25 protein-coding genes are annotated in these 20,965 nt (G+C 69.3%); 9 read left to right on the top strand and 16 right to left on the bottom strand.

The genetic code is table 11. The features are described from left to right. Nucleotides 1-23: 23 nt before the first annotated feature. The gene (locus BUE42_RS22490) at nt 24-1,022 is read right to left on the bottom strand and encodes a beta-ribofuranosylaminobenzene 5'-phosphate synthase family protein (protein ID WP_073467524.1); all 999 of its coding nucleotides are present in this window, start codon (nt 1,020-1,022) and stop codon (nt 24-26) included. A 116-nt stretch (nt 1,023-1,138) separates the two neighbouring features. Beyond that, complete coding sequence (locus BUE42_RS22485) at nt 1,139-1,528, bottom strand: 4a-hydroxytetrahydrobiopterin dehydratase (protein WP_073467593.1); 390 nt, start codon at nt 1,526-1,528, stop codon at nt 1,139-1,141. A gap of 81 nt (nt 1,529-1,609) precedes the next feature. Here BUE42_RS22485 and BUE42_RS22480 point away from each other — a divergent pair, with 81 nt between their 5' ends. Continuing rightward, complete coding sequence (locus BUE42_RS22480; protein ID WP_083614409.1) at nt 1,610-2,383, top strand: pentapeptide repeat-containing protein; 774 nt, start codon at nt 1,610-1,612, stop codon at nt 2,381-2,383. A gap of 391 nt (nt 2,384-2,774) precedes the next feature. On the opposite strand, the gene BUE42_RS22475 is transcribed toward BUE42_RS22480, so the two are convergent. Beyond that, on the bottom strand, nt 2,775-3,083 hold the full coding sequence (locus tag BUE42_RS22475) for a hypothetical protein (protein ID WP_073467591.1): 309 nt from the start codon (nt 3,081-3,083) through the stop codon (nt 2,775-2,777). A gap of 107 nt (nt 3,084-3,190) precedes the next feature. Between BUE42_RS22475 and BUE42_RS22470 the strand changes: the two genes are divergently transcribed. Then, nucleotides 3,191-3,745, top strand: coding sequence for a flavodoxin family protein (locus BUE42_RS22470; RefSeq protein ID WP_073467523.1), 555 nt, complete (start codon nt 3,191-3,193; stop codon nt 3,743-3,745). Here BUE42_RS22470 and BUE42_RS22465 read toward each other — a convergent pair. From BUE42_RS22465 to BUE42_RS22440, 6 genes are all read right to left on the bottom strand, one after another. Continuing rightward, nucleotides 3,691-4,725, bottom strand: coding sequence for a vWA domain-containing protein (locus BUE42_RS22465; protein ID WP_073467522.1), 1,035 nt, complete (start codon nt 4,723-4,725; stop codon nt 3,691-3,693). The two genes, BUE42_RS22470 and BUE42_RS22465, sit on opposite strands and share 55 nt — an antisense overlap. Continuing rightward, nucleotides 4,722-5,267, bottom strand: a complete 546-nt coding sequence (locus tag BUE42_RS22460) for a hypothetical protein (RefSeq protein WP_073467521.1) — start codon at nt 5,265-5,267, stop codon at nt 4,722-4,724. Before BUE42_RS22460 ends, BUE42_RS22465 begins: the two co-directional genes overlap by 4 nt. Beyond that, nucleotides 5,258-6,310 (bottom strand): vWA domain-containing protein, encoded by a 1,053-nt coding sequence (locus BUE42_RS22455; protein WP_200799012.1) that lies wholly within the window; start codon nt 6,308-6,310, stop codon nt 5,258-5,260. Before BUE42_RS22455 ends, BUE42_RS22460 begins: the two co-directional genes overlap by 10 nt. Further along, on the bottom strand, nt 6,307-7,209 hold the full coding sequence (locus tag BUE42_RS22450) for a hypothetical protein (RefSeq protein ID WP_073467520.1): 903 nt from the start codon (nt 7,207-7,209) through the stop codon (nt 6,307-6,309). The genes BUE42_RS22455 and BUE42_RS22450 overlap by 4 nt, the downstream gene beginning before the upstream one ends. After that, nucleotides 7,202-8,053: a DUF58 domain-containing protein gene (locus tag BUE42_RS22445; protein WP_073467589.1), complete on the bottom strand. Its 852-nt coding sequence runs from the start codon at nt 8,051-8,053 to the stop codon at nt 7,202-7,204. The genes BUE42_RS22450 and BUE42_RS22445 overlap by 8 nt, the downstream gene beginning before the upstream one ends. A 296-nt stretch (nt 8,054-8,349) precedes the next feature. After that, a complete protein-coding gene (locus BUE42_RS22440) occupies nt 8,350-9,372 on the bottom strand; it encodes an AAA family ATPase (protein ID WP_073467588.1) in 1,023 nt (340 codons plus the stop codon). A gap of 276 nt (nt 9,373-9,648) precedes the next feature. Between BUE42_RS22440 and pqqA the strand changes: the two genes are divergently transcribed. The 5 genes from pqqA to pqqE all read left to right on the top strand — a co-directional run bounded on the left by pqqA (nt 9,649) and on the right by pqqE (nt 12,899). Next, on the top strand, nt 9,649-9,723 hold the full coding sequence (pqqA, locus tag BUE42_RS22435; RefSeq protein ID WP_073467587.1) for a pyrroloquinoline quinone precursor peptide PqqA: 75 nt from the start codon (nt 9,649-9,651) through the stop codon (nt 9,721-9,723). 64 nt (nt 9,724-9,787) lie between these two features. Then, a complete protein-coding gene (pqqB, locus tag BUE42_RS22430; RefSeq protein WP_073467519.1) occupies nt 9,788-10,708 on the top strand; it encodes a pyrroloquinoline quinone biosynthesis protein PqqB in 921 nt (306 codons plus the stop codon). Nucleotides 10,709-10,728: 20 nt separating this feature from the next. Beyond that, nucleotides 10,729-11,469: a pyrroloquinoline-quinone synthase PqqC gene (gene pqqC, locus BUE42_RS22425; RefSeq protein WP_073467586.1), complete on the top strand. Its 741-nt coding sequence runs from the start codon at nt 10,729-10,731 to the stop codon at nt 11,467-11,469. Further along, nucleotides 11,466-11,741: a pyrroloquinoline quinone biosynthesis peptide chaperone PqqD gene (pqqD, locus tag BUE42_RS22420; protein ID WP_073467518.1), complete on the top strand. Its 276-nt coding sequence runs from the start codon at nt 11,466-11,468 to the stop codon at nt 11,739-11,741. The genes pqqC and pqqD overlap by 4 nt, the downstream gene beginning before the upstream one ends. Nucleotides 11,742-11,744: 3 nt before the next feature. Continuing rightward, nucleotides 11,745-12,899, top strand: coding sequence for a pyrroloquinoline quinone biosynthesis protein PqqE (gene pqqE, locus BUE42_RS22415; protein WP_073467517.1), 1,155 nt, complete (start codon nt 11,745-11,747; stop codon nt 12,897-12,899). A 9-nt stretch (nt 12,900-12,908) separates the two neighbouring features. Here the strand turns inward: pqqE and BUE42_RS22410 are convergent, their stop codons facing one another. The 7 genes from BUE42_RS22410 to BUE42_RS22380 all read right to left on the bottom strand — a co-directional run bounded on the left by BUE42_RS22410 (nt 12,909) and on the right by BUE42_RS22380 (nt 18,699). Further along, nucleotides 12,909-13,454, bottom strand: coding sequence for an SRPBCC family protein (locus tag BUE42_RS22410; protein ID WP_200799011.1), 546 nt, complete (start codon nt 13,452-13,454; stop codon nt 12,909-12,911). A gap of 23 nt (nt 13,455-13,477) precedes the next feature. After that, nucleotides 13,478-14,452, bottom strand: coding sequence for a YncE family protein (locus BUE42_RS22405; protein ID WP_200799010.1), 975 nt, complete (start codon nt 14,450-14,452; stop codon nt 13,478-13,480). Then, nucleotides 14,428-14,805 (bottom strand): hypothetical protein, encoded by a 378-nt coding sequence (locus BUE42_RS22400; protein ID WP_073467514.1) that lies wholly within the window; start codon nt 14,803-14,805, stop codon nt 14,428-14,430. Before BUE42_RS22400 ends, BUE42_RS22405 begins: the two co-directional genes overlap by 25 nt. Beyond that, entirely contained in the window at nt 14,802-15,488 is a 687-nt protein-coding gene (locus BUE42_RS22395; RefSeq protein WP_073467513.1) for a hypothetical protein, read from the bottom strand. The genes BUE42_RS22400 and BUE42_RS22395 overlap by 4 nt, the downstream gene beginning before the upstream one ends. An 88-nt stretch (nt 15,489-15,576) precedes the next feature. Beyond that, nucleotides 15,577-16,452 carry a substrate-binding domain-containing protein gene (locus tag BUE42_RS22390; protein WP_073467512.1) on the bottom strand — a complete coding sequence of 292 codons (876 nt, stop codon included), beginning with the start codon at nt 16,450-16,452 and terminating at the stop codon, nt 15,577-15,579. Beyond that, nucleotides 16,449-16,844 (bottom strand): c-type cytochrome, encoded by a 396-nt coding sequence (locus tag BUE42_RS22385; RefSeq protein WP_073467511.1) that lies wholly within the window; start codon nt 16,842-16,844, stop codon nt 16,449-16,451. Before BUE42_RS22385 ends, BUE42_RS22390 begins: the two co-directional genes overlap by 4 nt. Before the next feature lie 112 nt (nt 16,845-16,956). Next, nucleotides 16,957-18,699 (bottom strand): PQQ-dependent ethylene glycol dehydrogenase XoxF, encoded by a 1,743-nt coding sequence (locus BUE42_RS22380; protein ID WP_369822987.1) that lies wholly within the window; start codon nt 18,697-18,699, stop codon nt 16,957-16,959. A 471-nt stretch (nt 18,700-19,170) separates the two neighbouring features. On the opposite strand from BUE42_RS22380, the gene BUE42_RS22375 reads away from it, so the two are divergent. Together BUE42_RS22375 and BUE42_RS22370 are read left to right on the top strand one after the other, a co-directional pair. After that, nucleotides 19,171-19,884: an ATP-binding cassette domain-containing protein gene (locus BUE42_RS22375; RefSeq protein WP_073467509.1), complete on the top strand. Its 714-nt coding sequence runs from the start codon at nt 19,171-19,173 to the stop codon at nt 19,882-19,884. 128 nt (nt 19,885-20,012) lie between these two features. Further along, a complete protein-coding gene (locus BUE42_RS22370; protein ID WP_073467585.1) occupies nt 20,013-20,963 on the top strand; it encodes a PQQ-dependent catabolism-associated beta-propeller protein in 951 nt (316 codons plus the stop codon). The last annotated feature ends 2 nt before the right edge of the window (nt 20,964-20,965 follow it).

Genomic DNA, 20,965 nt, shown 5'->3' with positions numbered 1-20,965 from the left:
CCGGGGTCGTGCTGTCGATCGGGTCAATGCGGTTCGCAGGCGTGCTCGCTGAGCAGCGCGCCGCGGTTGAGGCCGGCGACGATGCTCAGCGTGAGGCCGGGTTCGAGCGCGCGCGTGGCTCGCAGCGCCTGCACCGCGGCCTCTGCGGCGGCCTGCGACGGCAGGATCGCGAAGCCGGTCGGCCCCCACGAGCTCTGGCCGATGGCGGCGCCGTCGATGGCCTGCACGATGCGGCCGACTGCGGCGCTGGTGTACGCGCCGCCTTGGGCCGGCGCGAAGTGCTCGCCGAGCAGTTGCTGCACGCGGTTGATGCCGGCCGCGAACAGCGCGAACTCACCGCTCGCGGCACCGGGCAGCACGCGCATCAGCACCTGGTGGCAGATGTCGGCAGACAGCGCCTGCGGCAAGGGCGGCAGCGTCGCGATGGCCTGCTTCTCCTGCGGGCCCGACAGGCCGCGGTGGCGATCGTCCTGGACCACGATGACGCGCCAGGCGGCCGGGAAGGCGATGCGCGACAGCAGCGGTGCCGGCAGGCCGTCGGGGCCGGGGCCGCCATCGAGCAGCAGGCCGCCCTGGTCGAAGCCGGCGATGCCGATGCCCGAGCGCAGCCCGCGCGCCAGCCACTGCGCGAGCGTCGCGCTGCCGAGCGCCAGGCCGTGCCAGTGCGCGAACACCCGGCCGATGGCCAGCGCGAGCTGCGTGCCCGAGCCGAAGCCCGCATGCGGCGGCAGCACGCGCGTGAGCTGCAGGCGCAGCGGCGCCCGCAGGCCGGTGTGCTCGCGCAGCAGGTGCAGGAAGCGGGTGGCGCGCTCGATCTCGGCCTGCGCGGCGGGCTCCCCGGTCACCACCTCGTCGACCGCTGCGCTGCTCAGCGCGACCTCGGTCGCGAGGCCGTCGATCACCAGCCCCAGGCTGCCGAAGCGGCGGCCCAGCGTGCCGGCTGGATCGAGGAACCCGAGGTGCAATCGGCCCGGCGCGCGAAGCGTCAGCAGGCGGTGGGGGTCGGCGGCGGTGACAGGCATCGGAGCCTGGGTAAGCAAGCGCCGTTCCGCTGGGGTTTACCCCGGAAAAGCGGGGCGGAAGGTGCGCGGCAGCGCGCGCCTGTCCCGGCCGGGGGACACAGTGTCCTGCGGCGGCTTCAGTCGTACTTGATGTACTTGAAGCGCGGATCGTCGGGCGTGCCTTCCAGCGCCGAGCCTTCGTCCGCGCCGGGCCGCCACATCACCACCTCCTCGATCTTCGCGGCGAGCGCGAAATCCTTGTCGGTGATGCCCTTGGCCGCGTGGTTCATCAGCTTCACGGTGACGAAGGCGAACGAGACCGTGAGGTCCGGGTGGTGCCAGGCCGCTTCGGCGAGGTGGCCGACGGTGTTCACCACCATCAGCGTGCCTTTCCAGCCACCGGTCTTGTACTTGCGGCGGATCCAGCCGTCTTCGAGGAACCAGTTCGGCAGCTCGGCCTTCAGGCGGGCCTCGACCTCGTCGGTCGAGTAGGTTTCGTCGGGGGTCTTCTTGCGCCATTGCGACATGTCGGTCTCCTCGGCAGGGTTGACGGCCTTGATCTTTTGCGCGGCACCGCACAGCATCATCGCTCCGCGGGAGCCAACACCATGCGCAGAAGGGTCTGGAACATCGGCATCGCGTCCGCGCTGCTCGGCATGAGCAGCCGTGGCGCGCAGGCCGCGCCTCTCACCGTTGAGCAGGTGCGCGAGCGGCTGGCCGCTGCCACGGCGCAGCAGCCGGCCGACCTGTCGGGTCAGGACTTGTCTGACCTCGACCTGAGCCGCGTCGATTTCCGCCAGGCGCGGCTTGTGGGCGCCAGCCTGTTCGCGTCGAAGCTGGTGCTGAGCCGCTTCAACGGTTGCGACCTGACGCGCGCCAACCTGAACGGCGCGTGGCTGATGGGCACCGACTTCAGCGGCGCCACGCTGGTGGGCAGCAGCCTGCTCAGCGTGGTGGTGCTGGGTGGCGAGGTGAAGAAGCCGCCCACGTTCGCCGGTGCCGACCTGAGCGGGGCGCGCGTCATCGCCGATTTTCCGGGGGTCGACCTGCGCCGCGCGAAGCTGGTCGGGACCAACCTCGGCGTCAACATCAAGAACCAGGGCATGGGGCAGATGCGCACCGACCTGTCGGGCGCCGACCTGAGCGAGGCCGACCTCGAAGGGGCGGACCTGAACCGCTCGCTGATGTCGTTCGCGAAGCTGGTCAACGCCAACCTGCGCGGCGTGAATTTCTTCAACGCGAAGATGGCCGGCGCCGATCTGCGCGGGGCCGATGTCACCGGCGCTGATTTCACCGATGCGGTGCTCGATGACATCGTGCTGACCGACGTGAAAGGCTTGGACAGCGCGAAGGGCTTGGCCCGAAAAAGCCGGTCGCCGTGAGCCCAAGAGGTCCTTGGAGGGACCAGGCCGTTGCAAAGAAACCCCGTTCGCCCTGAGCCTGTCGAAGGGTCTGTGTGCATCGAGCCGGGTCTTCGACAGGCTCAGCCCGAACGGAGGGGGGCAAACCGTTCGCCCTGAGTTTGTCGAAGGGGCTGTGTGCATCGAGCCGGGGCTTCGACAAGCTCAGCCCGAACGGAGGGGGCAAACCGTTCGCCCTGAGCCTGTCGAAGGGCTGCCCTGAGCTTGTCGAAGGGTCTGCGTGCATCGAGCCGGGGCTTCGACAAGCTCAGCCCGAACGGAGGGGGCAAACCGTTCGCCCTGAGCTTGTCGAAGGGTCTGCGTGCATCGAGCCAGGTCTTCGACAGGCTCAGCCCGAACGGAGCTGTGCGCGTCAGCTCTTGCGCTTCACCGACACCGGCTTCGAACCGGCCGCGAGCCGCGTCGCTTCTTCATCCGCCGGCAGCAGCGACGTCAGCGTTCCAGGCGGCAGCTGGCGCAGTTGCGCGGCATCGAGCTTGCCGATGAACTTCCAGCCGGTCGGCAGCTTGATGAACGCGAAGGCGGTCGGCGGATCGACGAAGACGTCGTACTCGTTCACGACGACCGCATCGACGGCCTGGGCCTGGGCGGCCGGCGCTCCGATCAAGGCACCCAGCACGAGCGCGAAACAGAACAGGGGGTGGGCAACGTAGCGGGGCATCGAGAACTCCAGTGGCATGTCGGGTGGAAGGCCAGTGTCGTTGCCGCGTGCTTCAGCCAGACTTCATGGAACACTGCGTGCGTTTCATTCGTTGCCGCCACCCGCCCATGTCCCACTTCCTCTTCATCGTCGCCTCCACCCGCGAGCCCGGCCACGTCGGCAACACCGAATGGCTCGCCCGGCGCGCCGCCGAGAGCCTGCCCGCCGACACCACGCAGACCTGGCTGCACCTCGCGCACATGCCGGTCCAGCCATTCACCGACCAGCGCCACACCGTCGGCACCTACCCGTGGCCCGACGACGGCCACCTGCGCACGCTGCTCGACGCGACGATGGGCTGCACCGATCTCGTCCTGGTGTCGCCCGTCTACTGGTACAGCTTCCCGAGCTCGCTGAAGACCTACCTCGACCACTGGAGCGCCTGGCTGCGCATCGAGGGCCTGCCGTTCAAGGCCGAGATGGCCAGAAAGCGCATGCACCTCGTGACGACCAGCGGCGATCGCGCGAAGGCGCAACCGATGATCGACTCCGCACAGTTGTGCGCCGCCTTCCTGTCGATGCCGTTCGACGGCGCGCTGTGGGGCAAGGGCGGCCCGCCGGGCACGGTTCAGTCCGATGCCACCGCGCTCGCCGCAGCCGACCGCTTCTTCCGCAGCGCCTGACGCATCCGCTGCGCCGCCGGCCACGCGTTGCGCAACAGAAGCAACAGGAACGCCAGCGCCGCCAGCGCGACCCGCCCATCGGCCCGCGCGACTACCGGCTTCGCGAGCGCCGGGTCGGTCAGCGCCTCCGAGAAGCCCGGCGCCGTCTGCAGCCGATGGAAGCGCAAGCCGCGTTCGCTCGCAAGCAGCCGCAGGTAGCCCTCGCGCAAGGCCGACAGGTGCTCGGTGCCCGGCGTCGCTCCCAGTCCTGCCACCGCCGGGCCGGCGCCATCGTCCGCCAGCGCCTCGCCGCTGACGCTCGCGCCACGGCCCTGGCGGCGCATGTCCGTCTGCATCACCTCGTCCGCACGCCAGACGCCGAGCGGCCGCCCGAGCGGATCGGTCTTCGGGATCGGCGACGCCAGCAACTCGCCGACCCCGACCAGCAGCCCCGGCACCTCGCCCGGCTTGTCGTCGAACGCCGGGCGGTACTGCGGGTTCAGCGGCGGGGCCTCCTGGCCGTCGGTGATGAACACCAGCGACGGCTTGCCGGGCAGGTCGCGCGCGATGCCGATGGCGCTGTGCAGGCCCTTCGACACCTCGCTGTTGCCCGACCAGGCCATGCGGCCGTCGATGCGCGCGAGCGTCGCGCGCAGCTCGCCCAGGTTGGCGCACACCTCCACCGGCGCGAGCAGCAGGAACGAGCGGTATTCGGTGAACACCGCCCAGCCGACCTTGGAGCCGCAGGGCAGCTCGAGCAGGCCCTGGCGCAGCGCCTCCTTCGCGAACGCGAGGCGCGACGCCGGCTTGCCGGCCAGCACCTGGTCGGTCACGTTCATGCTCTGCGTGATGTCGAGCACCACCACGTGCTCGAACAGCCGGCGCTCGATGCGCAAGCCGGGGTTCAGGAAGGTCGCGGCCAGCGCGAGGGCCGCCAGCGCCAGCAGCCAGGCGTCGCGCCGGCCGCGCCACGACGCGCGCAGCCACGCGACCGCCTTCATGGCAGGCCCGGCGAGTAGCCGCGCATCGTCGTGACGGCGCGCTCGGCATCGCGCCGGCCGTCGGCGGGCGCGGCCAGCGACTCATCGGGGTCGGGCAGCAGGCGCTGCGCGCGTTCGAGGTTGTAGCGCGCATCCCATTGCCCGGGGTCGTTGCGCAGCACCTCGCGGTAGCCCTCCTTGGCCAGCTCCAGCAGCGGGATCGCGAGCCCCGGCTGCGCGCCGCCGCGCACCTCGATGGCCTGGCGCATCAGCAGGTTCGCGCTGTTGTAGCGCGCCGCCTGGCCGAGCGGCGTGTCGCCTTGCAGCGCGCGGTAGCGCTTCAAGGCCTCGTCGGTGGCGCCGCTCGCGGCCTGCGCATGGGCCAGCGCGAACTGCAACTCGGCGGGCGGCGGGTTGCCGACGGCCACCGGCGGGTCGGCCGCGATGGCCGCGTTCCAGCGATGCAGCCGCCACAGGTGCATGCCGTCGGCGAGTGCCGCCACTGCAACGACTATCAGCACCCCCAGCACGATGCGCGTGCGCCGCCGCGTGTTCACGCCCATCGCCGGATCTCCAGCGCCTGCGCGCCCCACAGCAGCAGCACGCACAGCAGCGCGATCGCATGGCCCCAGGGCGACAGGTCGCGCCGCGGCACGGTGTCGAGGTAGGTGATCGGCATGTTCTCCAGCCGGTTCACGTCGTCGATGGCGGCCTGCAAGGCCTTGTCGTTGTCGGCCTCGTAGGCGCGGTACGGCGTGCCGAGCGACTGGAAGAAGCGGTGCAGCTGGTGCTCGGGCACCGTGTCGGCCGCGCCGAGCGGGTCGCCCGCTTCGGCGTTCAGGCCGGGGCTGTTGGCCGAGCGCAGGTAGAACCAGTTGATGGCGGTGCGCTGCTTGCGCGCGGCGAACGCGATGCGCTCCTGCGTTGCCGGGTCGAGGTGGTCGCCGCCGTCGGACACCAGCATCACGATGCGCGACCCGGTGTAGGGCCGGTCGTCGAAGAACGACAGCGCCTCCAGCAGCGCCAGGCCGATGTTGGTCTCCGACAGGCCGCGCCCGATCTCGCCGGCGGCGATCGCGGCCTGCACCACCTCGTTCTTCTGCGTGAACTCGAGCACGCGCATCGGCAATGTGCTGAACACCACCATGCCGAAGCGGTCGTCGGGCCGGCCGGCCGCGAACTCCGACAGCAAGCGGCGTGCAACCTTGCCCTTGGCGTCGCGCGAGCGGCCCGGCGACAGGCTCATGTAGTAGTCGAGCGCCTCGGGGCCGGTGCCGCGCGGCTTGGCCGTGCCGGCCGCGAGGCGGGCTCCCGCGAAGCCCTGGTCCATGCTGCGGCTGCGGTCGAGCACCACGACGATCTCGGCGCCCTGGCCGACGCGCTCCACCGTGTACTCCGGCCGGTACGGCCCGGCCATCGCCAGCACCAGCAGCGCGAGCGCGAGCACCGCGGCGCCCTTCAGCAGGCGCTGCAGCGTGTCGGACGCGCGGTCGCGCGGCATCAGCGTGACCCAGGCATTGCGCACCGGGTGCGCGGCGCGCGCCCACCACGGCCACAGCGCCAGCGGCAGCAGCACCAGCAGCCACGGCGTGTCGAAATGGATCACGCCGCGCCTCGCTCGGCATCGCGGCACTTGCGGCAGAACTCGACCAGCCAGCGGCCGTCGTTCGCCGCCGGCGGGGCATCGGCGAAGAACTCGTGCCGCGATTGGCGGAAGAACGCCAGCAGCTCGTCGCGCAACGTGGCATAGCGCGGCTGTGCCGCGACGAAGCGGTCGACGCCGTGCTCGAACACCACTTCGCCGGCCGTCAGGTTCAGTGCCTCGTGCAGGCGCTGGAACGCGGCCCGCCGCGCGGGCGCCGGGCTGTCCGGCGGCAGGTGGTTCAGCTGCCGCCATGCGCTCGCGAACGGCCGCTTGCGCCGCGACCACCACGGCAGCGCGAGGTAGACCTGCGCGAGCCAGGCCAGGCACAGCAGCAGCACCGCGCCATAGGCCAGCAGGCGGTGTTGCGCGGCGCGGGTGTCGATCAGCGGCGGCGGCAGGTCGGGCCGCAACTCGCCCAGGCCTTCGCGTGGCGAGACCTCGAGCGGCACCAGCGGCGACACCGTCACCGGCCAGGCGTCGACGCGCAGCGACTGCTCGCGTCCCTCGCCCTTGAAGCCGAGCGAGAACGGCGCGATCTCCAGCGTGCGCACCTCGGCGGGCGCCATGAACACCTGGTAGCGCAGCTGCAGCGTCAGGCGGGTGCCGCCGGCGTCGGCGGTGCTGTGCTGCGACACGCCCTGCAGCTCCAGCGCCTTGCCGCGCGCGCCGGGGCGCGGCAGCGAGGCCTCGTCGAGCTCGAAGCCGTCGGGGATGTGGACGATCAGCTCGCGCTCGACGGTGTCGCCGACGTGGTAGCCGAACGCGCGCGGCTCGACGGTGCTGGCGTGCAGCGTGTCGGGTGCAGCGAGCACCGGGCCGCTGCAGGCGATCAACGCGAGGGTGACCAGGCGTTCACGCATGGAAGTGCCGCGTCACCGTGTCGGCATCGAAGGCGCCTTCGATGAACAAGGGGCTCAGCCGCTGCGCGCGGAACACCCGCAGCAGCGCCTCGTGCCGCTGCGCCTGCTGCGTGCGCCACTGCTCGCGCAGCGCGGGGCGCCACCACACGAGGCGTTGGCGGCCGCTCTCGGGGTCGAGCACCGGGGCCAGGCCGCGCGGCGCGCTCAGGCTGAACTCTTGCGGATCCCACAGCACCACCGGCACCAGGTCATGGTGGGCCAAGCTCGCGAGCACCGTCTGCACCTCGTCGACGGGCCAATGGAAATCGGACAGCAGGAACACCAGCGAACGGCGTTGCGGCAGGTGGCGGTGCGCGTGATGCAGGCCGTGCGCCGAATGGCCGGTGGGTTGCAGGCTGCGCAGCGTGCGCGTCAGCTCGCCGGCCGCGGCGCGCGAGCGGCTTTGCGGCAGCAGCAGGTCGGTGCGCACCTGCTCGTCGCAGGCGATGAAGCCGAAGCTGTCGCCGGTGCGCCAGGCCGACCACGCGAGGCTGTCGACGAAATCCGCCAGCACGGCGAGCCGGGCCTGCGCACCGGCGAAACCCATCGAGGCCGACAGGTCGGCGACGACCGCGACGGGGATCGACTTGCGCTGGCTGTAGACGCGCACCGACCACTGGCCGAACGGATCGCGCAGGCTGGCATGCAGGTCGAGCCGGCGCGGATCGGGCGCGTCGAGCAGCGAGGCGTGGCCGCGAAACTCGAAGCCGCTGTCGCCGCGCCGGCTGCGGTGGTGGCCCGGGAAGTGGCCGAGCGCCGCACTGCCGATGCGGTAGTGGATCTCGGGGAGGGTCGGGGGGGTCATGGTGCGGGCCATCGGTGAAGCGAGTGTTGCGCGGGGCCTTCGACAGGCTCAGTCCGAACGGGTGTGATGCGAACGGAACCCGAATCCGAATACTTGACCGTGCCCGTGCCCCCAAACCGTTCGCCCTGAGCCTGTCGAAGGGCCGGGCTGAGCTTGTCGAAGCCCTCGCTCGATGCGCGCCGGCCCTTCGACAAGCTCAGGTCCTTCGACGGGCTCAGGATGATCGGGCCCTTCGACAAGCTCAGGGCGAACGGGGTTCGTGCGGCCAGATGGTTCTCCCATGTTCATCGACGTGACTACGGCGCCGCGACGCTCGCGAGGATCCCGCTCATCAGCGGCCCCGAGATCTCCTGCCGCCGCATCTCGTACACCGGCTGGTAGCACAGCCGGTGCGCGATGGTCTCGACGAACACCGCCTGCACGTCCTCCGGCGTGACGAAGCTGCGCGCATCGAGCCAGGCCGCGACGCGCGCCGCCCGCAGCAGGTAGCTCATGCCGCGCGGGCTCGCACCGGCCAGCATCAGCTGCGCGGTGTCGAGGCCCGACACCTTGACGCCGTACTCCGCCGGCACGGCCGTCGCACGCCACAGCCCGAGCGCGTAGTCCTGCAGCGCCTGCGAGGCCTGCACGCTGCGCTGGATCGTTTCGGCCACCTCGTTCAGCGCTTGGTGGTTCAGCATCGCCGCCGGCAGCTCTTCCATCAGCCGGTCGGTGTCGTGGTAGCGCGGGTTGAACATCAGCTCGCGGCGGTCGTCATCGCTCGCCGGCGCGTCGATGGTGACCTCCATCATGAAGCGGTCGCGCGCGGCCGACGAGATCTCGAAGGTCTCTTCGCGCTCGACGCGGTTGCGGTCGGCAAACACGATCAGGTGCGGGAACCGGAACTCGCGGTTGAAGGCCGACACGCTGCGCTCCGCCATCACGCGCAGCAGCAGCGAGTGCACCTGCGGCCGCGCGCGGTTGATCTCGTTGAAGAAGAAGATCGCCAGGTCTTCGCCATGGCGGATCAGCGGCCCCGGCTCCACCGCCGGCCGGCCCTCGGCGCTGATGTAGGTGTAGTAGACGAGGTCGTTGGGCATCAGGTCGATCGTGCCCTCGGTGCGCGCGAAGTTGCCGCCGAGCACCTGCGCGAACGCGCGCAGCAGTGTTGTCTTGCCGACGCCGACGTCGCCCTGCAGCAGCACGTGGCCGCGCGCGAACACCGCCAGGTTGACGAGCCGGATCACCCGGGCCTGCCCGATCACCGCCTGGCCCACCGCGGCCTCGAGCGCCAGCGCGCGTTCGCGCCAATCCGTCAACAGCGCATCGTTGCGGTCCATGCCTTGCGTCTCCATGTGGTTCGACGCGGGACACTCTGCGTCAGCCCTGCAACGGACTGGGCATGGAAGGCCTGCGCCCGGGGCTGGGAAGCAAGAGGCAAGCCCGCGAGCTGTCAGTTGGAAAACCCCCGCCGCGGCGATTCATGAAAATCGCCAGTTCGCATTCATGATCACCCGACTGGGCCGATGACCCGCAGCGCGCCACCATGCAGGACGGGACCCAGAGGCCCCCGCAGTTGCCGACCGGCACTGTGAGTCCACCCAAGGAGAGTCTTCATGGTTTGGCAAACACCGACTGCCACGGATTTCCGCTTCGGCTTCGAAATCACGATGTACGTCACGGCCCGCTGATCGCGGCGCTTCGTACTCGCCGGCACCCTGGCGACCCTGGGGTGCCGGCTCCAATACCTCCCTCATGCGCATCACCGTTCTGGGCTCGGCAGCAGGCGGCGGTTTCCCGCAATGGAACTGCAACTGCGACAACTGCGCCGGCGTGCGTTCGGGCCGCGTGCGCGCGAAGGCCCGCACGCAGTCGTCGATCTTCGTGCGGCCGGACGGGGCCGCCGACGGCGTGCTCTTCAACGCCTCGCCCGACATCCTCGAGCAGATCCGGAGCCACCCGGCGTTGCAACCGGCGCGGGCGCTGCGCGACACCGCGATCGCCGGCGTCGTGCTGATGGACGGCCAGATCGACCACGCCACCGGCCTCTTCATGCTGCGCGAACGCACGTCGCCGCTGCCGCTGTGGTGCACCGATCCGGTCGAAGAAGACCTGACCCAGGGCAACCCGGTGCTGCGCGTGCTGTCGCACTTCTGCGGCGTGCAGCGCCAGCGCATCGCGCTCGACGGCACGCCGTTCAGCGTGCCCGGCGTGGCCGGCCTCGCGTTCAAGGCGATGCCGCTGAGCAGCAAGGCCGCGCCGTATTCGCCGCACCGCGAGGCACCGGTGCCGGGCGACAACATCGGCATGACGCTGGTCGACACGGCGCGCCGCACGTCGGTGTTCTATGCGCCGGGGCTGGGCGCGATCACGCCGCCGGTGTTCGACGCGATGGCGAGCGCCGACGTCGTGATGGTCGACGGCACCTTCTGGACCGACGACGAGATGAAGACGCTCGGCTTGAGCAAGAAGTCGGCGCGCGACATCGGCCACCTGCCGCAGTCGGGCGCGGGCGGCATGCTCGAGTGGCTGGGCCGCCTGCCGGCCAGCACGCGGCGCCTGCTGATCCACATCAACAACACCAACCCGATCCTCGACGAGGACTCGCCCCAGCGCGCCGAACTGCAGCGCGCCGGCATCGAGGTCTGCGAGGACGGCATGAGCATCGAGATCTGACCATGACGCTGCGCGCCGACATGCTGAAAGAAGGCCGTCACCCCGCCGACGCCGGTCCGCCCGCGTGGACCCGCGCCGAGTTCGAGGCGCAGCTGCGCGAGCGCGGCAAGTCGTATCACATCCACCATCCGTTCAACGTGATGCTGAACACCGGCAAGGCGACGCCCGAGCAGGTGCGCGGCTGGGTCGCGAACCGCTTCTACTACCAGATCGCGATCCCGATCAAGGACGCGGCGGTGCTGTCGAACTGCCCCGACGCCACGGTGCGCCGCGGCTGGGTGCAGCGCATCCTCGACCACGACGGCTTCGAGCTCGGCGGCGTGAAGGATGCCGGCGGCATCGAGGCTTGGTTGCGGCTCGCGCAGGCGGTGGGGCTGGGCCGCGACGAGGTGCAGGACCTGCGCCACGTGACGCCGGCGGTGCGCTTCGCGGTCGACGCGTATGTCGATTTCGCGCGCCGCGCGCCGTGGCAGGAAGCGGTGTGCTCGTCGCTGACCGAGCTGTTCGCGCCCGAGATCCACAAGCAGCGGCTGGCCACCTGGCCGGAGCACTACGGCTGGATCGAGCCCGAGGGCCTGAGCTACTTCCGCAACCGGCTGGGCCAGGCGCGGCGCGACGTGGAGCAGGGGCTGTCGATCACGCTGGACCACTTCACGACGCGGCCGCTGCAGGAGCGCGCGCTGGAGGTGCTGCAGTTCAAGCTCGACATCCTGTGGGCGATGAACGATGCGATGGCCACCCGCTACGGTGTCACCTCATGAGTGTCCTGTCGACATCAACGCAACCGCGCGTCGGCCCCGGCTTCCGGCTTCAATGGGAACCGGTGCAGGACTGCCATGTGCTGCTCTACCCCGAGGGCATGGTCAAGCTGAACGGCAGCGCCGGCGAGATCATGAAGCGCTGCGATGGCGAGCGCAGCGTCGCCGCGATCGTCGAGGACCTGGAGAAGGCGTTCTCGGCGCAGGGCCTGGAGCCGGACGTGCTGGGCTTCATCGAGCTGGCCGCGAAGCAGCGCTGGCTGGCCTGGGACTGAACGATGGCCACCGTGTCGTCATCCCCGCCCGGACCGCCGCTGTGGCTGCTCGCGGAGCTGACCTACCGCTGCCCGCTGCACTGCGTGTTCTGCTACAACCCGGTCGACTTCGCGCGCCAGGAAGACGAACTCGGCACCGAGGACTGGCTGCGCGTGCTGCGCCAGGGCCGCGAACTCGGCGCGGTGCAATGCGGCCTGTCGGGCGGCGAGCCGCTGCTGCGCGACGACCTGGAAGTGATCGTCGCCGAGGCGCACCGGCTGGGCTACTACACCAACCTGCTGACCTCCGGCGTCGGCCTCACCGAGGCCCGCGCCGCGGCGCTGAAGGAGGCCGGGCTCGACCACGTGCAGCTGTCGTTCCAGGACTCGACCCGCGAGATGAATGACTTCCTGTCGCACACCAAGACCTTCGGCCTGAAGAACAAGGTGGCGCAGATCATCAAGGCCAACGGCTGGCCGATGGTGATGAACGTGGTGATCCACCGCATGAACATCGACCACATCGACCGCATCATCGGCATGGCCGCCGAGCTCGGTGCCGAGTACCTGGAACTCGCCAACACGCAGTACTACTCGTGGGCCTTCCTGAACCGCGACCAGCTGCTGCCGACGCACGAGCAACTGCGCCACGCCGAGGCGGTGACCGACGAATGGCGCGAACGCCTGGGCGACAAGATGCGCCTGTTCTTCGTCGCACCCGATTACCACGAGGGCAAGGCGAAGAAGTGCGTCAACGGCTGGGGCAGCATGTTCCTCACCGTGGCGCCCGACGGCACCGCGCTGCCCTGCCACACCGCGAAGATGCTGCCCGGCCTCAGCTTCCCGAACGTGCGCGAGCACAGCGTGCGCGACATCTGGTTCGACTCCGAAGGCTTCAACCGCTACCGCGGCACCGGCTGGATGAAGGAGCCGTGTGCCAGTTGCGACCAGCGCGAGGTGGACCTCGGCGGTTGCCGCTGCCAGGCGTACCTGATCGCGCACGACCCGGCGATGGCCGACCCGGTGTGCGTCAAGAGCCCGCACCACCACCTGGTGCAGGAGGCGGTCGAGCGCGCAGGCACGGTCGGCGTGAAGGCCGTGGCGGGCGGTTTGGTGGAACACCCGCTGGTGTTCCGCGACCCGGCCAACTCGCGGCGCCTCAGCGCCAAGCCGGCCTGAGCCGGTTCTCTACTTCGCCTCGGCCAGCTTCTTCAGGTTCGCCAGCCCGCTCTGGTACACGCCGGTGATGGCCTTCAGCGCGGCCTCGTCGTTGCGGTCCGGCGGCGGATCGTTCTGCGGGTAGCCGCGGTAGAACGCGCCACGCCATTCGACGATGGATTGGTTGCCGCTCGCGGTGACGGTGATCGTCGAGGTGTAGTTCGTCACCGGCAGGGCGCCGCCATCCTTCGCGCGGTAGCTGTACTTCATCGCGGCGTCGTCGTAGCCCTCCAGCGTCTCGGTCAGCTCGCCGCCGCCCTTCAGCTTCAGCGAGCGCACCGAGCCCACCGCGTTGCCCTGCGAGGCCGGGCTCTCGGCGACGGGCGGGAGCCAGTCCTTCAGTGCGTCGAAGTTCTTGATGCGGGCCCACACCGCAGCGGCGGGGGCATCGATGGTGATCTTCTCGACCACCTTCTGCCGCGTCGGGCCGTGGCCTTCGCCGGTGAGGGGCACGACACCGAGCATCGTGATCGCGGCCAGTGGCGCGAGCCAGCCGCCAAGCAGTTTCATGGGCATGGGGTCCTCCTTCGTGGGTGGGATCAGGGCTGTGCGGGCGCGCCGATGAAGGCGCCGAAGCCGCGGCTGTTCTTGCCGGTGGCGATGCGGCGCACCGCTTGCCCGCTGGCGGCATCGAGCACGCTGACGTCGTCGTCCATCCAGTTGACGACGTAGACCTTGTCGCCATGCGCGGCCACGCCCTCGGGGTAGCCGAAGCCGTTCAGCGTGCGCAGCAGCTTCAGCGAATCGGCGTCGATCACGCTGACGCTGTCGTCGTGCTGGTTGGTCACGTAGAGCAGCGCGCCGCCGAGTGCGAGCGCGGCGCCGTACGGTGCCTTGCCGACCTTCACGGTGGCGATCACGCGCAAGGCACGGCTGTCATGGGTGTCGATCACCGACACATCGTCGCTCTGCACATTGAGGGCGTACAGCCGCTGGCGCATTGCATCGAACAGCAGCGCGAACGGATGGCTGCCGACCTTCACGCGCGACAGCACGCGGCGTTCGCGCACGCCGACCACGGCCACGCTGTCATCGTCGCGCTCGGCGACGAACACGGTGTCGTTGTCGGCATGCGCTGCCACGCCGGCCGGCGCACGGCCCACCTCGATTCGCGCCAGCGGTGGCCCGCTGCCCGCCGCGTCGAACACCATCAGTCGGTTGGCATACCAGTCGGCGGCGAACACCCGCGTGCCATCGGGCGAGGCATCGATGCCCACCGGGCCGTCGCCGGCCGCCAGCGTGCCGACGACGCGCTGCTCGCGCATGTCGATCACCGAGATGTCGCGGCTGTCGGGGTTGGAGACGAACACCTTGCCGGCGCGCGACGCGGCCACCACGCCGGCCGGCGAGCGACCGACGGGGACCGTGGCCACCACCTGCTGCGACGCGAGGTCGATCACCGACACGTCGTTGCTGCCCTGGTTGGTGATCCAGGCGAACGGCGCCGCGACGCTGCCGGACACGAGGCCCGCCAGCAGCGCCGCCACCGCTACTTGGCGTCGTTGATGAAGCACGCCTTGTGCACCTTGGTCTCCAGCTCGCGGTAGCGCTTGATCTGCGGTTTGATGGATTCGTTGTCGCGCAGCGTGCCGCCGCGCTCGCCGCCGATCGACATCGCGTTGACCACCGTGGTCATGCCGACGTAGTCGTCGTAGGCCACCTCGCCGGCCATTGCATCGACCGCGCACGAGCACTTGTTGATCATCTCGAAGTGCGGGCCCGGGTGGGTGCGCATGCACTCCTGCACGTAGATCACGCGCTCCGAGGTCGGGAAGTCGTTGGCCGACGCGGCCACCGGGATCAGCAGCAGCCAGGGCAGGGCGAGGATGCACGTCAGTCGAAACGGCAGTCGATGCAAAAGGTTCATGGTGTGGCTTTCGGGAGGGGCTCGGCGCCTTCGATCAGCAGGTCTTCGCTCAGCAGCGGCGGCGCAGCGGCATCGGCTCCGGCGGCGGCGATGTGCGTGCGGATGCCCAGCACGCCGCCCGGCACCGCGTCCGACAGCAGGAAGCGGTACTCCTTGCCGGCCAGCTTCTCGTAGCGGTAGCGGTTCGGATCGTCGAGGTAGGGCTTGAACGACACCTGGCGGCCGGCGACGGTCTTGCCCTTGTAGACGAACGACGCCGGTGCCACCGTCGCGCCCTGGAAGACCGCCATCCGGATGCGCTTGCGGAAGTAGTTCTCCGGCCCTTGCGTCAGCCGGCGCATCTCGCGGATGTCGTGCTCCAGGAAGTACAGGATCACCGGGTTGGCCTTGGCGTTGTCGATGTCGGGCAGCGGCAACCGGCGCGGTCCGGTGAGGAACTCGCCGGTCGACGCGCAGCAACTGCCGTCGGCCTGCGGCTTGAACGACAGCACCACGGCATCGTCGAAACCGGCTTCCAGGCTGCCGGCCTTGTGGAAGCTGTAGCGCAGCGTCGACGGCGGCCGCAGGTTCGCGAGCTGGTCGGCCAGGAAGATGGCCTGCTCCGCGGCCGAGAACTCCTGCGCCGCAAAGCCGCTCGCCGGCAGCATCACAGCCAGCGCGACCCGCCATGCATGAAAACGCATGATCAAGCGGCCGCCGCGGAACCGGCTTTGCCGGGCCGCTGGCGGCGCCCCCTTGAGGGGGAGGAGCCGAAGGCGATTCGGGGGTGGGTCACTTCATCGGCGCCTTGTACGCGAACGACTCATCGACCAGCGGCACGCCGTAGTCCTTCAGGATCGCCTGGATCGCCGCCTGCTGCGAGTCGATCAGCGCTTCGATCTTCTGCTTCCATTCGCGCTCGCCGTAGCGCACGCCCATCGCCATCTCGTAGTCGAAGCGCACGCCGGGTTCCGATTTCAGCGGCACCACCGTCAGCCGCGGCGACTTGACGCGCTGCGCGAAGTAGCCGGCGATCGGACCCCAGACGATGGCCGCGTCGATCTTGCCGGCGGCGAGGTCCTTCTCGATGATCTCGCCCGGGTACTGCTGCGGGTCGGCGTTCATGATCGGGTAGGGCACACCCTGGTCGACCAGGCGGTGCAGCTTGAGCCAGTCGGACGCCGGCGAGCGGTCGTAGATGCCGATGCGCAGCTTGCCCAGGCGCGTCGGGTCGAGCTTCAGGAAGTCGTCGCCCGACTTCACCTGGTCGAGCCCCTGGCCCTGCGGGAACACCAGCGCATAGGTCGAGCGGTAGTAGGGCTTGGTCGCCGACACCTGGTCGTAGCCGACCGGCACGCCCATCACGATGTCGCACGGGTAGTCCTGCCCCGGCAGCTTGTAGCGCAGCGTGTTGCGGATGAAGGCCAGGCGCTGCGGGAACGAGTAGTACTGCACCGGCAGCCCGAGCGCCTTGCCGAACACGTCGGCGATGCGGTTCTCGATGCCCGCGCCCTCGACGTTCGAGAACGGCAGGTTGTTCGGGTCCTGGCACACGCGCAGCGCCTGGCGCGCCGGCGGCTTGTCGGTGTCCTGCGCAGTGGCCGGGAGGCACGCTGCCGCGCCGGCCAGCGCGAGCGCCAGCGTGAGGATCTTGCGGGTGCGGTTCATTTGTTGGGTTCGACCTTGGCGCGCGTGATGGCGCCGTCCGAACGGCCTTTCAGGTAGGCGTACAGGTCGTTGATGTGTTCCTTGACCTGCGGGCTCTCGCCGAAGCTCGGCATGCCCTTGGGCAGGCGGCCTTCGGTGACGGTCTTGACGAACTCGTCCTGGCTCAGCGTCTTCAGGCTGTTGATCAGCGAGGGCCCGACCAGGCCTTCCTGGTTGGCGCCGTGGCAGCGGTCGCAGGCGGCCGCGCGCCAGGTGCGAAAGCCGTCCATCGTCTTCGCGTCGACCTTGTAGCCGTCGACCACGGTGTAGGGCTTGTCGTCGGCCAGCGCGCTCGCTGCGAGGCACGCCAGCACGGCGACGGAAGTCTGGAACAGAGACTGCTTCAATTTCATTGACCCATCCACCATCAAGGGGGTGGGACGGCATCCCCCGGGGTGCCGTCCCTGTGCCCAGGTTGTCTCTCGATTCTTCTTCTTGCTTCTTCTTGGAGTTGCCGGCCGCCGTTCAGTTCGGCAGGGCAAACACCGTCAACGAACCACCGAGCTCGGTGTACTGCGCCAGTTCGCGGTAGCCACCGACGGCGCCGAGGCCGTCCTGGTCCTTCTCGAGGCCGGCCGCCATGCCGATGCCGGCCCAGCCGCCGATGCCCGAGAACACGCCGATGTACTGCTTGCCCTTGTGCTCATAGCTGAACACGTTGCCGATGATCCCCGACGGCGTCTTGAACTTGAAGAGCTCCTTGTTGATGTCCTTCTTGTCGACGCACTTCAGGTAGCCCTCGAGCGTGCCGTAGCAGCTGAGCCCGCCGGCGGTGTTCAGCGCGCCGCTCCAGACCGAGAACTTCTCGGCATGGCTTTGCACGATCTTGCCGGTGCCGGCATTCCAGGTGATGTAGTTGCCCATGCCGCCGTGGCTGCCCGGGGCCGGGTACATCGACAGCGTCGCGCCGACGTACGGCTGGCCGGCGGTGTACTCGACCTTGAACGGCTCGTAGTCCATGCACACGTGGTTGGTCGGCACGTAGAAGAGCTTGGTCTCCGGGTCGAACGAGGCCGGCTGCTGGTCCTTGCTGCCGAGCGCCGCCGGGCAGATGCCCTTGGTGTTGACGTCAGGCCCGCCCTGCGCGGTCGAGTACTTCGCCACCACCTGCGGGCGCCCGGTCTTCATGTCGACGTGCGTCGCCCAGTTGACCTGCGGGTCGTACTTCTCGGCGACCAGCAGCGCGCCGGTCACGCGGTCCATCGTGTAGCCGAAGCCGTTGCGGTCGAAGTGCACCAGCGCCTTGGTGGGCTTGCCCTTGACGTCGATGTCGGCCAGGATCATCTCGTTGATGCCGTCGAAATCCCACTCGTCGTACGGCGTCATCTGGTAGACCCACTTGGCCATGCCGGTGTCGACGTCACGCGCGAAGATGGTCATCGACCACTTGTTGTCGCCCGGGCGCTGCGCCGGGTTCCAGGTCGACGGGTTGCCGGTGCCGTAGTACATCAGGTTCAGCGCCTTGTCGTAGCTGTACCAGCCCCAGGTGGTGCCGCCGCCGGTCTTCCACTGGTCGCCCTTCCAGGTCTTGGTCGACGAGTCCTTGCCGACCGGCGCCATCGCGCCATTGGTCCAGGTCATGGTCTTGTCGGGGTCGATCAGCATCTCGGCATCGGGCCCGACGCTGTAGCCCTTCCAGGCGAGCTTGCCGTCCTTCAGGTTGTAGGCCGCGATGAAGCCGCGCACGCCCCACTCGCCACCGCTGATGCCGGTGATGACCTTGTCCTTGAAGATGTGCGGCGCGTTGGTGTTCACCGCGCCCAGCTTCGGGTCGCCGTTCTTCACGCTCCAGATGACCTTGCCGGTCTTCGAGTCGAGCGCGAGCAGCATGCTGTCGGCCTGCTGCAGGATGATCTTGCCTTCGGCATAGGCCAGGCCGCGGTTCACCGTGTCGCAGCACATCTGCGGAATCACGGCCGGGTCCTGCTTGGGCTCGTACTTCCAGAGGATCTTCTGGCTGTCGAGGTCGATCGCGAACACCTTGTTCGGGAACGGCGAGTGCAGGTACATCGTGCCGTCGATCACCAGCGGCGAGCCCTCGTGGCCGCGCAGCACGCCGGTCGAGAAGGTCCACGCGACCTGCAATTTACCGACGTTGCCGGTGTTGATCTGGTTGAGCTTGGTGTAGCGCTGGTTGTACATGTCGCCAGCCTGCATCGCCCAGTTCTTGGAGTTGGCGATGTTCTTCTCGACATCCGCATTCGCCATCGCCAATGGCGGCAGAGCAAGCAACACCATGCCCAGATGGCGCCAGATACGCCATGTCGACAGACCGGAATTTCGCATCGAAGTCTCCTGTTTTATGAAGTGAGCAGAGTCCGGTCGCGAAGCACCATTCCGAGATCCACCACACGCAGCGACCCACAGAACTCGGCGTGTGCAGAACCGCAAGTTCTGCGCCCATGTGCCACTGCGGGATTGCCCGAAGAGGGAAAACCCATGTTTCGCTCCAGCGCTGTGACGCTGGTGCTCCGGAAATGAAATGCCGCTGACACCTTGCGCCGAATTCGTGGCAACCACGTTCGGCACAGAGTGTTTCAGCGCCGCGCAGCAGGCGTGACGCGCCGCGCCGACGCCCGTGCGGGCCGCTGTGCCGCGCTGCGTTGCACTGCAGCATCGCGGCGGGCCCGTGTATTGCAGTGTTCGTGGTTCATGAGCTTCGCCATGCCCCCTTCGACGATGCTGCGGACCACCGGACTGACCAAGCGCTATGGCGAGCGCGCGGCGCTGCGGTCGCTGTCGCTGCAGGTGGCCGCGGGCCAGTTCGTCGCGCTGCTCGGCCCCAACGGCGCCGGCAAGTCCACCTTGTTCCAGTTGCTGACCGGGCTGTTCGCCGCCGACGAGGGCGAGGTCGAGGTGGCGGGGCATTCGCTGCGGCGCGCGGCCGCATCGGCGCTGCGCCAGATCGGCGTGGTGTTCCAGCAGGTCTCGCTCGACCTCGACCTGAGCATCCGCCGCAACCTGCTGTTCCAGGCCGACCTGCACGGCCTGCCGCGCCGCCTGGCGCGCGCGCGCATAGCCGCCGGCTGCGAGCGGCTGGGCCTGGGCGGCGAGCTCGACCGCAAGGTGCGCGAGCTGTCGGGCGGCAACCGCCGCAAGGTCGAGCTGGTGCGCGCCGGCCTGCACCACCCGGCGGTGATGCTGATGGACGAGGCCACCGTCGGGCTGGATCCGAAATCGCGCCAAGACCTGCTGGCTGCCCTGCGCAGCGACGTGCGCGAGCGCGGCGTGTGCGTGCTGTGGGCCACCCACTGGGTCGAGGAGGCGATGGCCGCCGACCGCGTGCTGGTGCTGCACCAGGGCGCGCTGCTGGCCGACGGCTCGCCGGCCGAGGTCACGCAGGCGCTCGGCGAATCGACGCTGGAGGCGGGGTTCATCGCCCGCACTGCCTGATGAACTCACTCGCCCCCGCCGTTCACCCTGAGCCTGTCGAAGGGCCCGATCATCCTGAGCTTGTCGAAGGACAAGCTCAGTCCCACCCTTCGACAAGCTCAGGGCGAACGGGATTTCTTTGCCGACGACTGGGCGCTGCATGGGCGCTCGCCGCCTGCTGCACCGCCGCATCGGCGCAGGGCACCGCCTACGTGTCGAGCGAGAAGGACGATGCGTTGACGATGATCGACCTCGCGACGCTGACGGTGAAGGGCACCGTGCCCACCTGCAAGCGCGGTCGGCACATCCAGGTCACGCCCGACCGCAAGATCATGGTGGCCTGCACCGATGCGAACGCGGCCGACGTGATCGACCCGGCCACCGGCAAGTCGCTGCGCCGCGTGCCGCTCGGCGACGAGCCGGAGGCCTTCGACCTGTCGCCCGACGGCAAGACCATCTACGTGTCGAACGAGGATGCCGCCGAGGCCAGCTTCATCGACGCCGCGAGCGGCAAGACGCTGCAGTCGATCAAGGTCGGGCAGGAGCCCGAGGGCGTGAAGGTCAGCGCCGACGGCAAGACGCTGTACATCACCTCCGAGGTCGCGAGCCTGATCCACGTGATCGATGTGGCCACCGCGAAGATCACCAGCAATGTGAAGGTCGGCAAGCGGCCGCGCCGCATGGCGCTGACGCCCGACGGCAAGGAGCTGTGGGTGACCAACGAGCTCGGCGCCAGCATCAGCATCATCGCGACGGCCACCCATGCCGTCACCGACACCATCAAGCTCGAAGTGAAGGGCGCGCGCGCGACCGACATCACGCCGGTCGGCATCCAGATGTCGCGCGACGGCAAGCGGGCCTTCGTCGCGCTCGGCAAGGCCAACCACGTGGCCTTCATCGACGTGGCCAGCCGCAAGACCACGAACCTGGTGCTGGTGGGCAAGCGGGCCTGGAACGTCGCGCTCGACAAGGCCGAGGCGCGGCTGTTCGTCGTCAACGGGTTGAGCGACGACGTGACGGTGGTCGACGTGGCGGGTGCCAAGGCGATCAAGAGCATCCCGGTCGGCCGCGTGCCCTACGGCGTGGCGATCCTCGAATGACG

It is taken from the genome of Rhizobacter sp. OV335 (assembly GCF_900142965.1).
Taxonomy (GTDB): Bacteria; Pseudomonadota; Gammaproteobacteria; order Burkholderiales; family Burkholderiaceae_C; genus Rhizobacter.
Note: the sequence above shows the minus strand (reverse complement) of the source record. Positions and strands in the feature narration are given on the sequence as shown.

Coding starts and splice junctions, on each gene's coding strand:
- BUE42_RS22490 (WP_073467524.1), bottom strand. CDS start 1,022: ATGCCTGTCACCGCCGCCGACCCCCACCGCCTGCTGACGCTTCGCGCG.
- BUE42_RS22485 (WP_073467593.1), bottom strand. CDS start 1,528: ATGTCGCAATGGCGCAAGAAGACCCCCGACGAAACCTACTCGACCGAC.
- BUE42_RS22480 (WP_083614409.1), top strand. CDS start 1,610: ATGCGCAGAAGGGTCTGGAACATCGGCATCGCGTCCGCGCTGCTCGGC.
- BUE42_RS22475 (WP_073467591.1), bottom strand. CDS start 3,083: ATGCCCCGCTACGTTGCCCACCCCCTGTTCTGTTTCGCGCTCGTGCTG.
- BUE42_RS22470 (WP_073467523.1), top strand. CDS start 3,191: ATGTCCCACTTCCTCTTCATCGTCGCCTCCACCCGCGAGCCCGGCCAC.
- BUE42_RS22465 (WP_073467522.1), bottom strand. CDS start 4,725: ATGAAGGCGGTCGCGTGGCTGCGCGCGTCGTGGCGCGGCCGGCGCGAC.
- BUE42_RS22460 (WP_073467521.1), bottom strand. CDS start 5,267: ATGGGCGTGAACACGCGGCGGCGCACGCGCATCGTGCTGGGGGTGCTG.
- BUE42_RS22450 (WP_073467520.1), bottom strand. CDS start 7,209: ATGCGTGAACGCCTGGTCACCCTCGCGTTGATCGCCTGCAGCGGCCCG.
- BUE42_RS22445 (WP_073467589.1), bottom strand. CDS start 8,053: ATGACCCCCCCGACCCTCCCCGAGATCCACTACCGCATCGGCAGTGCG.
- BUE42_RS22440 (WP_073467588.1), bottom strand. CDS start 9,372: ATGGACCGCAACGATGCGCTGTTGACGGATTGGCGCGAACGCGCGCTG.
- pqqB (WP_073467519.1), top strand. CDS start 9,788: ATGCGCATCACCGTTCTGGGCTCGGCAGCAGGCGGCGGTTTCCCGCAA.
- pqqC (WP_073467586.1), top strand. CDS start 10,729: ATGCTGAAAGAAGGCCGTCACCCCGCCGACGCCGGTCCGCCCGCGTGG.
- pqqD (WP_073467518.1), top strand. CDS start 11,466: ATGAGTGTCCTGTCGACATCAACGCAACCGCGCGTCGGCCCCGGCTTC.
- pqqE (WP_073467517.1), top strand. CDS start 11,745: ATGGCCACCGTGTCGTCATCCCCGCCCGGACCGCCGCTGTGGCTGCTC.
- BUE42_RS22410 (WP_200799011.1), bottom strand. CDS start 13,454: ATGCCCATGAAACTGCTTGGCGGCTGGCTCGCGCCACTGGCCGCGATC.
- BUE42_RS22400 (WP_073467514.1), bottom strand. CDS start 14,805: ATGAACCTTTTGCATCGACTGCCGTTTCGACTGACGTGCATCCTCGCC.
- BUE42_RS22395 (WP_073467513.1), bottom strand. CDS start 15,488: ATGCGTTTTCATGCATGGCGGGTCGCGCTGGCTGTGATGCTGCCGGCG.
- BUE42_RS22390 (WP_073467512.1), bottom strand. CDS start 16,452: ATGAACCGCACCCGCAAGATCCTCACGCTGGCGCTCGCGCTGGCCGGC.
- BUE42_RS22385 (WP_073467511.1), bottom strand. CDS start 16,844: ATGAAATTGAAGCAGTCTCTGTTCCAGACTTCCGTCGCCGTGCTGGCG.
- BUE42_RS22380 (WP_369822987.1), bottom strand. CDS start 18,699: ATGGCGAATGCGGATGTCGAGAAGAACATCGCCAACTCCAAGAACTGG.
- BUE42_RS22375 (WP_073467509.1), top strand. CDS start 19,171: ATGCTGCGGACCACCGGACTGACCAAGCGCTATGGCGAGCGCGCGGCG.